Below are 6,973 nucleotides of genomic sequence, written 5' to 3' on the forward strand. Positions count from 1 at the left end.
GCCGGGCGTCCAGCTCGGTGAACGCGGCGGGTGCGGGCTCCGGTGCGGTGCTCAGCGGGTCCTCCGGGGGTGCGGGGCGCGGCCGGGGCGCCGGGAGACGGCGGCGGCCCCGCCCCGGGGGTTCCGGGGCGGGGCCACCCTAGGGTGCCGCGCGGGTCAGGCGTCGCGGCGCTTGAGCAGCACCGCGGCGGCGGCCAGCGCGACGACGCCCCAGGCGACGAGGACGCCGTAGCCCTCCCACGGGCCGAGCACGGCGTCGGGGTTGTCCGACATGACCAGCTGGGAGCCGGCCGACATGGGCAGGTAGGGGCTGATCTTCTCGAAGAACGCCCACGGGATCAGCGCGAACACGCTCTCGACGACCAGGAGGAGGCCGAGCACGGTCGCGAGCGCGCCGGCCGAGTGCCGCAGCAGAGCGCCGATCGCGTAGGCCAGCAGGGCGATCGCCGCGAGGTAGAGCGGCGCGCCGAGCAGGATGCGCTGGTTCATCTCGAGCCCCAGGTCGACGCGGTGCGCCTCGCCGAGCACGGGGTAGGTGACGGCCCAGGACACCAGGGTGCCGACGACGCCGGTGACGAACGCGACGGCGACGACGACCAGGCCCTTGGCCAGCAGCGCCGGCGTGCGGGTCGGGGACGTCGACAGGGTGCTGCGGATCATCCCGGTGGAGTACTCACCGGTGATGGCCAGCACGGCCAGGACGCAGATCGCGAGCTGGGCGAACTGGATGCCGCCGACGATGTCGCCGGCGGTGACCGTGTAGTCCATGCCGGACTCGTCGAACTGCTGGACGCCGAAGTACGCGATCATCCACGCGATGCCGGCCTGGGCGACGACGGTGATCGGCAGCACCCACCAGGTGGAGCGCAGCGACCACAGCTTGATCCACTCGGACCGCAGCAGGCGGCCGAAGGTGACCCGGGTGTCGCCCGACGGACGGGCCGCGGCGCGGGTCGCGGGGACGGTGGCGGTGGCGCTCATCGCCGGGCCTCCTGGGGGGTGCTGGCGGGCGCGGTGCCCTGCTGGACGGTGGTGCCCGCGCCGGTGGGCGCGGAGTGGTACTCGACGTCGTCCGCGGTCAGCGACATGTACGCCGCCTCCAGGGACGCGGCGACCGGGGTGAGCTCGTGCAGCACGACCCCGTCGCGGGCGGCGAGCTCGCCGACGGCCTCGGCGGTCGCGCCGGTGACCTCGATGAGCCCGGCCTCGACCGAGGTGACGGTGGTGTCGGGGCCCTGGAGCAGCTCGGCCAGGCGGCCCGCCTGCGGGCTGCGCACGCGGACCCGGGTGCCGGACGCGCCGGCGACGATGTCCGCCACGGGGGCGTCGGCGATGATCCGGCCGCGGCCGATCACCAGGATGTGGTCGGCGGTCAGGGCCATCTCGCTCATCAGGTGCGAGGACAGGAAGACGGTCCGGCCCTCGGAGGAGAGGTGCTTGACCAGGTTGCGCACCCAGAGCACGCCCTCGGGGTCGAGGCCGTTGACCGGCTCGTCGAGGATCAGCGTGCGCGGGTCGCCGAGCAGGGCCGCGGCGATGCCGAGCCGCTGGCCCATGCCGAGGGAGAAGCCGCCGACGCGCTTGCCGGCGACGGCCTGCAGGCCGGTCATCTCGATGACCTCGTCGACCCGCTTGCGGCCGATGCCGTGCGTGGCGGCCACGGCGCGCAGGTGGTTGGTCGCGGAGCGGCCGGAGTGCACGGCCTTCGCGTCGAGCAGCGCGCCGACCTCGGTCAGCGGCGACTTCAGCTGCGCGTACGGGCGGCCGTTGACGGTGACGGTGCCGGACGTGGGCCGGTCCAGGCCCATGATCATCCGCATCGTGGTCGACTTCCCGGCGCCGTTCGGGCCGAGGAAGCCGGTGACCTTGCCGGGCTGCACGGTGAAGTCGATGCCGGCGACGGCTGTCTTCTGACCGTACCTCTTGGTCAGTCCTCTTGCCTCGATCATGGTGTCCTCACAGGGGTGGTCTCCAGGTACGGCACGAACCTACGGACCGCGGGGTGCCGGCGGAACGGCCCTGGGGCCGATCCTCGGGGGCGGCCGGCTCGCCCGCACGGCCGACGCCCTCCGCCGTGGGGATGACCCGGGGGGCCGCGCGGTCGCCCGCCGGGATGGTCCTGGGCCGCTGCGGGCCTGCGGGAACTTCCCCGGGGGTCGTGGCGTTCTAGGGTCAGTGCCACTGCCGGCTCGATCGCGAACCGACCCTGGAGGACCGATGACCAACCCGGTGTTCAACAACAGCGCCGTCTTCGGCGACCCGCGCGCCCGCGGCCACCGCGGCCGCGCGCAGCAGCCGACCGCCCAGCCCGGCGTGTACGGCGCCACGGCCACCGGGCCGGTGATCGAGGCGCAGTCGCTGGAGCAGATGTACGGCGCGCCCGCGGCCACCACCCGGGACACCGGCCGCCTGACCTACGACGACGTCATCATCAAGACGGGCGGGCTGCTCGCGCTGCTCGTCGTCGTGGCGGCGGCCACCTGGAACCTCGCGCCGCAGATCTGGCCGCTCGGCGCGATCGCGGGCCTGGTGCTCGGCCTGGTGAACGCGTTCAAGAAGAACCCGAGCCCGCTGCTCATCACGCTGTACACGGTGGCGCAGGGCGTGTTCCTCGGCGGCATCAGCCTGGCGTTCCAGAACATGACCACCGACCTCACCGGGAACGTGCAGCCGATCGTGACGCAGGCGATCATCGCCACGTTCGCGACCTTCGGCGCCGCGCTGTTCCTGTTCAAGTCGGGCAAGGTCCGCGTCACCCCGAAGTTCACGCGCTGGCTGCTCATCGCGATGGTCGGCTACCTGGCCTACTCGCTGGTCAACGTGGTGATGATGTTCTTCGTGTCCAGCGACGGCTTCGGCCCGCTGCGCAACGGCGCGATCGGCGTCGTCGCCGGCCTGTTCGCGGTCGGCCTGGCCGCCGCGAGCCTGATCATGGACTTCGACGCGATCAAGCGCGGCGTCGAGCAGGGCGTCCCGGCCAAGTTCGCCTGGTCGGCCGCCTTCGGCCTGATCGTCACGCTGGTCTGGCTGTACCTCGAGATCCTGCGCATCCTCGCGATCCTGCAGGGCCGCGACTAGCAGCACGCCGCGACGACGGCCCCGCACCCCGGCCCTAGGCTGGGCGGCGGGGCCGTCGTGCGTCCCACCCCTTCGCACCTGGGAGACCCGTGAAGTACGCGCAGCACATCTCCGAGCTGGTCGGCGGCACGCCGCTGGTCCGGCTCAACGCCGTCACCGAGGGCCTGTCGGCGACGATCCTGGCCAAGGTCGAGTACTTCAACCCGGGCGGCTCCGCGAAGGACCGCATCGCGCTGAAGATGATCGAGGCGGCCGAGGCCTCGGGCGAGCTGCGCCCGGGCGGCACGATCGTCGAGCCCACGAGCGGCAACACCGGCGTGGGCCTGGCCCTGGTGGCGCAGCGCAAGGGCTACCGCTGCGTGTTCGTCTGCCCGGACAAGGTGTCGGAGGACAAGCGCGACGTGCTGCGCGCGTACGGCGCCGAGGTCGTCGTGACCCCGACCGCCGTGCCGCCGGACCACCCGGACTCCTACTACTCGGTCTCGGACCGGCTGGTCACCGAGATCGAGGGCGCCTGGAAGCCGAACCAGTACGCGAACGTGAACGGGCCGGCGAGCCACTACGCGTCGACCGGCCCGGAGATCTGGGCCGACACCGACGGCCGGGTCACGCACTTCGTCGCGGGCGTCGGCACCGGCGGCACGATCACCGGCACCGGCCGGTACCTGCACGACGCGTCCGCCGACCGAGCCGAGGCCGACGGCGGCCCGGTGCGGGTGGTCGGCATCGACCCGCTCGGCTCGGTGTACTCGGGCGGCGACGGGCGGCCGTACCTGGTCGAGGGCGTGGGCGAGGACTTCTGGCCCGCCGCCTATGACCCGTCGGTGCCGGACGAGATCATCGCCGTGTCCGACGCGGACTCGTTCGCGATGACCCGGCGGCTCGCCCGTGAGGAGGCGCTGCTGGTCGGCGGGTCCTGCGGCATGGCCGTCGAGGGCGCGCTGCGGCTGGCCCGCCGGCTCCAGGACGAGGACCCCGAGGCCGCCGCGCGCGCGATCATCGTGGTGCTGCTGCCGGACAGCGGCAAGGGCTACCTGTCGAAGATCTTCAACGACCGGTGGATGCGGTCGTACGGGTTCCTGGACACCGAGGCGGGCGCGACGGTCACGGACGTGCTGCGCACCAAGGACGGCAGCGTGCCCGCGCTGGTGCACACGCACCCCAACGAGACGGTCCGCGACGCCATCGAGATCCTGCAGGAGTACGGCGTCTCGCAGATGCCGGTCGTCGGCGCGGAGCCGCCGGTGAAGATCGGCGAGGTCGCCGGGTCGGTGTCGGAGCGCGAGCTGCTGGACGCGGTGTTCTCCGGGGCGGCGTCGCTGTCCGACCGGGTGGACCGGCACATGGCGGCGGCGCTGCCGCTGATCGGCTCGGGCGAGTCGGTGGAGGCGGCGCGCGAGGCGCTGCAGAAGCACGATGCGCTCATGGTGGTCGACGACGGGCAGCCCGTCGGGGTGCTCACCCGGCACGACCTGCTGGCGTTCCTGGCGCGCTGACGGGCCCGCGGCCCGGGGCGACCCGGGCCGCCCGATCTCGGGTGGCAGGCGCTTCCCCGGCCCGGTTAGGTTGGCGACGAGGCACAGGGGGCGCCTCGATCCCAGCCGCCGGGGCGCGCCGTCGCGCCTCCGTGCGGTCGAGCGCGCCCGCGTGCACCGCACGTGAGCGAAGGGGCTCAGCACATGGCGCAGGCGACCGTCGAGGAGCAGGACTACACCGACGAGGAACGGGCGCAGGTCGTCCGGGCGAAGGACGGGACGCCGGTCGGCGTGGTCCCGCGCCAGCGCTGGACCCCGCTGCGGATCGCCGTCTGGGTCGCGATCTCGCTGGCCGGCGCGGTCGGCTGGACGATGCTCGCGGTCGTGCGCGGCGAGCAGGTCAACACGATCTGGTTCGTCGTCACCGCGGTCGCCACCTACGCGATCGCCTACCGGTTCTACGCGCTGTACGTGCAGCGCCGGATCATGCGGCCGGACGACACCCGGGCCACGCCGGCCGAGCGGGTCGACAACGGCCGGGACTTCGACCCCACCGACCGGCGGGTGCTCTACGGGCACCACTTCGCGGCCATCGCCGGCGCGGGCCCGCTGGTCGGGCCGGTGCTCGCGGCGCAGATGGGCTATCTGCCCGGCACGCTGTGGATCATCCTCGGCGTGGTCGTGGCGGGCGGTGTGCAGGACATGCTCGTGCTGTTCTTCTCCACCCGGCGCGGCGGCCGGTCGCTCGGGCAGATGGCGCGGGACGAGATCGGGAAGTTCGGCGGCACGGTGGCGATGGTCGTCGTGTTCGTGATGCTGATGATCGTGCTGGCCGTGCTCGCGATGGTCTGCGTGAACGCGCTGGCCGAGAGCCCCTGGGGCGTGTTCTCCGTCGGGTGCACCATCCCGATCGCGCTGCTCATGGGCCTGTACCTGCGGTTCGTCCGGCCGGGCGCGGTCACCGAGGTGTCGGTCATCGGGTTCGTGCTGCTGATCGCCGCGATCGTGGGCGGCCGCTGGGTGGCCGAGTCGTCCTGGGGCGAGCACCTGCACCTGTCGCCGGTGACGCTGACCTGGGCGGTCGTGATCTACGGGTTCTTCGCCGCGGTGCTGCCGGTCTGGCTGCTGCTGACGCCGCGGGACTACCTGTCGACGTTCATGAAGGTCGGGACGATCCTCGTGCTCGCGGCCGGCATCGTGCTGGTCCGGCCGATCGCGCAGATGCCCGCCGTGACGGAGTTCGCGTCGAACGGCGAGGGGCCGGTGTTCGCCGGCGCGCTGTTCCCGTTCCTGTTCATCACGATCGCGTGCGGCGCCCTGTCCGGGATGCACGCGATGGTCTCCTCCGGCACCACGCCCAAGATGGTGCAGAAGGAGTCGCAGGTCCGGATGATCGGCTACGGCGGCATGCTGATGGAGTCGTTCGTCGCGATCATGGCGCTGGCCGCCGCGGTGTCGCTCAACCAGGGCGTCTACTTCTCGATGAACGCGCCGGCCGTGATGACCGAGGGGACCTCGGTCGGCGCCGAGGCCGCGATCGCCGACCTGGGCGTGACGGACGCCGCGGGGAACCCGGTCGAGATCCGCTGGGACTCCGAGGACGCCGACGGCAACCCGGTCTCGCTGACCGGCGCCGAGGCCCTGGACAAGGTCGCGGAGGACGTGGGCGAGCCGTCCGTGGTGTCCCGGACGGGCGGCGCGCCGACCCTGGCGGTCGGGATGGCGAACATCCTGCACCAGGTGGTCGGCGGCACCGGGATGATGTCGTTCTGGTACCACTTCGCGATCATGTTCGAGGCGCTGTTCATCCTGTCCGCCGTCGACGCGGTGACGAGAGTCGCCCGGTTCCAGCTGTCCGACGCGATCGGCAACTGGGTGCCACGGTTCCGGGACCCGTCCTGGCTGGTCGGCGGCTGGATCTCGACCGCGGTCGTCGTCTCGGCCTGGGGGTCGCTGCTGCTCATGGGCGTGACCGACCCGCTCGGCGGCATCCGGACGCTGTACCCGCTGTTCGGCATCGCGAACCAGCTGATCGCCGCGGTCGCGCTCCTCGTGGTCACCGTGATGGTGGTGCGCAAGGGCTACGTCCGGTGGGCGTGGATCCCGCTCGTGCCGCTGGCCTGGGACACCGTGGTGACGTTCACGGCGTCGTACCAGAAGATCTTCTCGAGCGTCCCGGCCATCGGGTACTGGGCGCAGCACCGGCAGTACCGGCAGCTGATCGCCGACGGCATCGACGACCCTGCGGCGCTCGCGGACGCGCGGGCCGTGGTCCGGAACACCGCGATCCAGGGGACGCTGTCGATCCTGTTCGTCGTGCTCGTGGCCACGCTGTTCGTCGCGGCCGTGATCACGGTCGCGCGGGCGCTGCGGACGCCCGGCGGGATCGGGTCGTCGGAGGACCCGGCCGAGCCGTCCCG

General features: G+C 72.6%; 5 protein-coding genes. 3 read left to right on the top strand and 2 right to left on the bottom strand.

The features are described from left to right. Positions 1 to 156 precede the first annotated feature (156 nt). On the bottom strand, positions 157 to 981 hold the full coding sequence (locus VER05_RS13960) for an ABC transporter permease subunit (protein ID WP_324845938.1): 825 nt from the start codon (positions 979 to 981) through the stop codon (positions 157 to 159). After that, positions 978 to 1,949, bottom strand: coding sequence for an ABC transporter ATP-binding protein (locus VER05_RS13965; RefSeq protein ID WP_324845939.1), 972 nt, complete (start codon positions 1,947 to 1,949; stop codon positions 978 to 980). Before VER05_RS13965 ends, VER05_RS13960 begins: the two co-directional genes overlap by 4 nt. Before the next feature lie 268 nt (positions 1,950 to 2,217). Between VER05_RS13965 and VER05_RS13970 the strand changes: the two genes are divergently transcribed. From VER05_RS13970 to VER05_RS13980, 3 genes are all read left to right on the top strand, one after another. Beyond that, the gene (locus VER05_RS13970; protein WP_324845940.1) at positions 2,218 to 3,078 is read left to right on the top strand and encodes a Bax inhibitor-1/YccA family protein; all 861 of its coding nucleotides are present in this window, start codon (positions 2,218 to 2,220) and stop codon (positions 3,076 to 3,078) included. An 89-nt stretch (positions 3,079 to 3,167) separates the two neighbouring features. Further along, positions 3,168 to 4,574, top strand: coding sequence for a cystathionine beta-synthase (locus VER05_RS13975; RefSeq protein ID WP_324845941.1), 1,407 nt, complete (start codon positions 3,168 to 3,170; stop codon positions 4,572 to 4,574). A 183-nt stretch (positions 4,575 to 4,757) separates the two neighbouring features. Next, positions 4,758 to 6,973: carbon starvation CstA family protein (locus VER05_RS13980; protein ID WP_324845942.1), on the top strand; the 2,216-nt coding region annotated here is incomplete at its 3' end.

It is taken from the genome of Cellulomonas sp. (genome assembly GCF_035634735.1).
Classification (GTDB): domain Bacteria; phylum Actinomycetota; class Actinomycetes; order Actinomycetales; family Cellulomonadaceae; genus Cellulomonas.

Excerpts from the sequence above, each read along its gene's own strand:
- VER05_RS13960 (WP_324845938.1), bottom strand. The coding sequence starts at position 981 with ATGAGCGCCACCGCCACCGTCCCCGCGACCCGCGCCGCGGCCCGTCCG.
- VER05_RS13970 (WP_324845940.1), top strand. The coding sequence starts at position 2,218 with ATGACCAACCCGGTGTTCAACAACAGCGCCGTCTTCGGCGACCCGCGC.
- VER05_RS13965 (WP_324845939.1), bottom strand. The coding sequence starts at position 1,949 with ATGATCGAGGCAAGAGGACTGACCAAGAGGTACGGTCAGAAGACAGCC.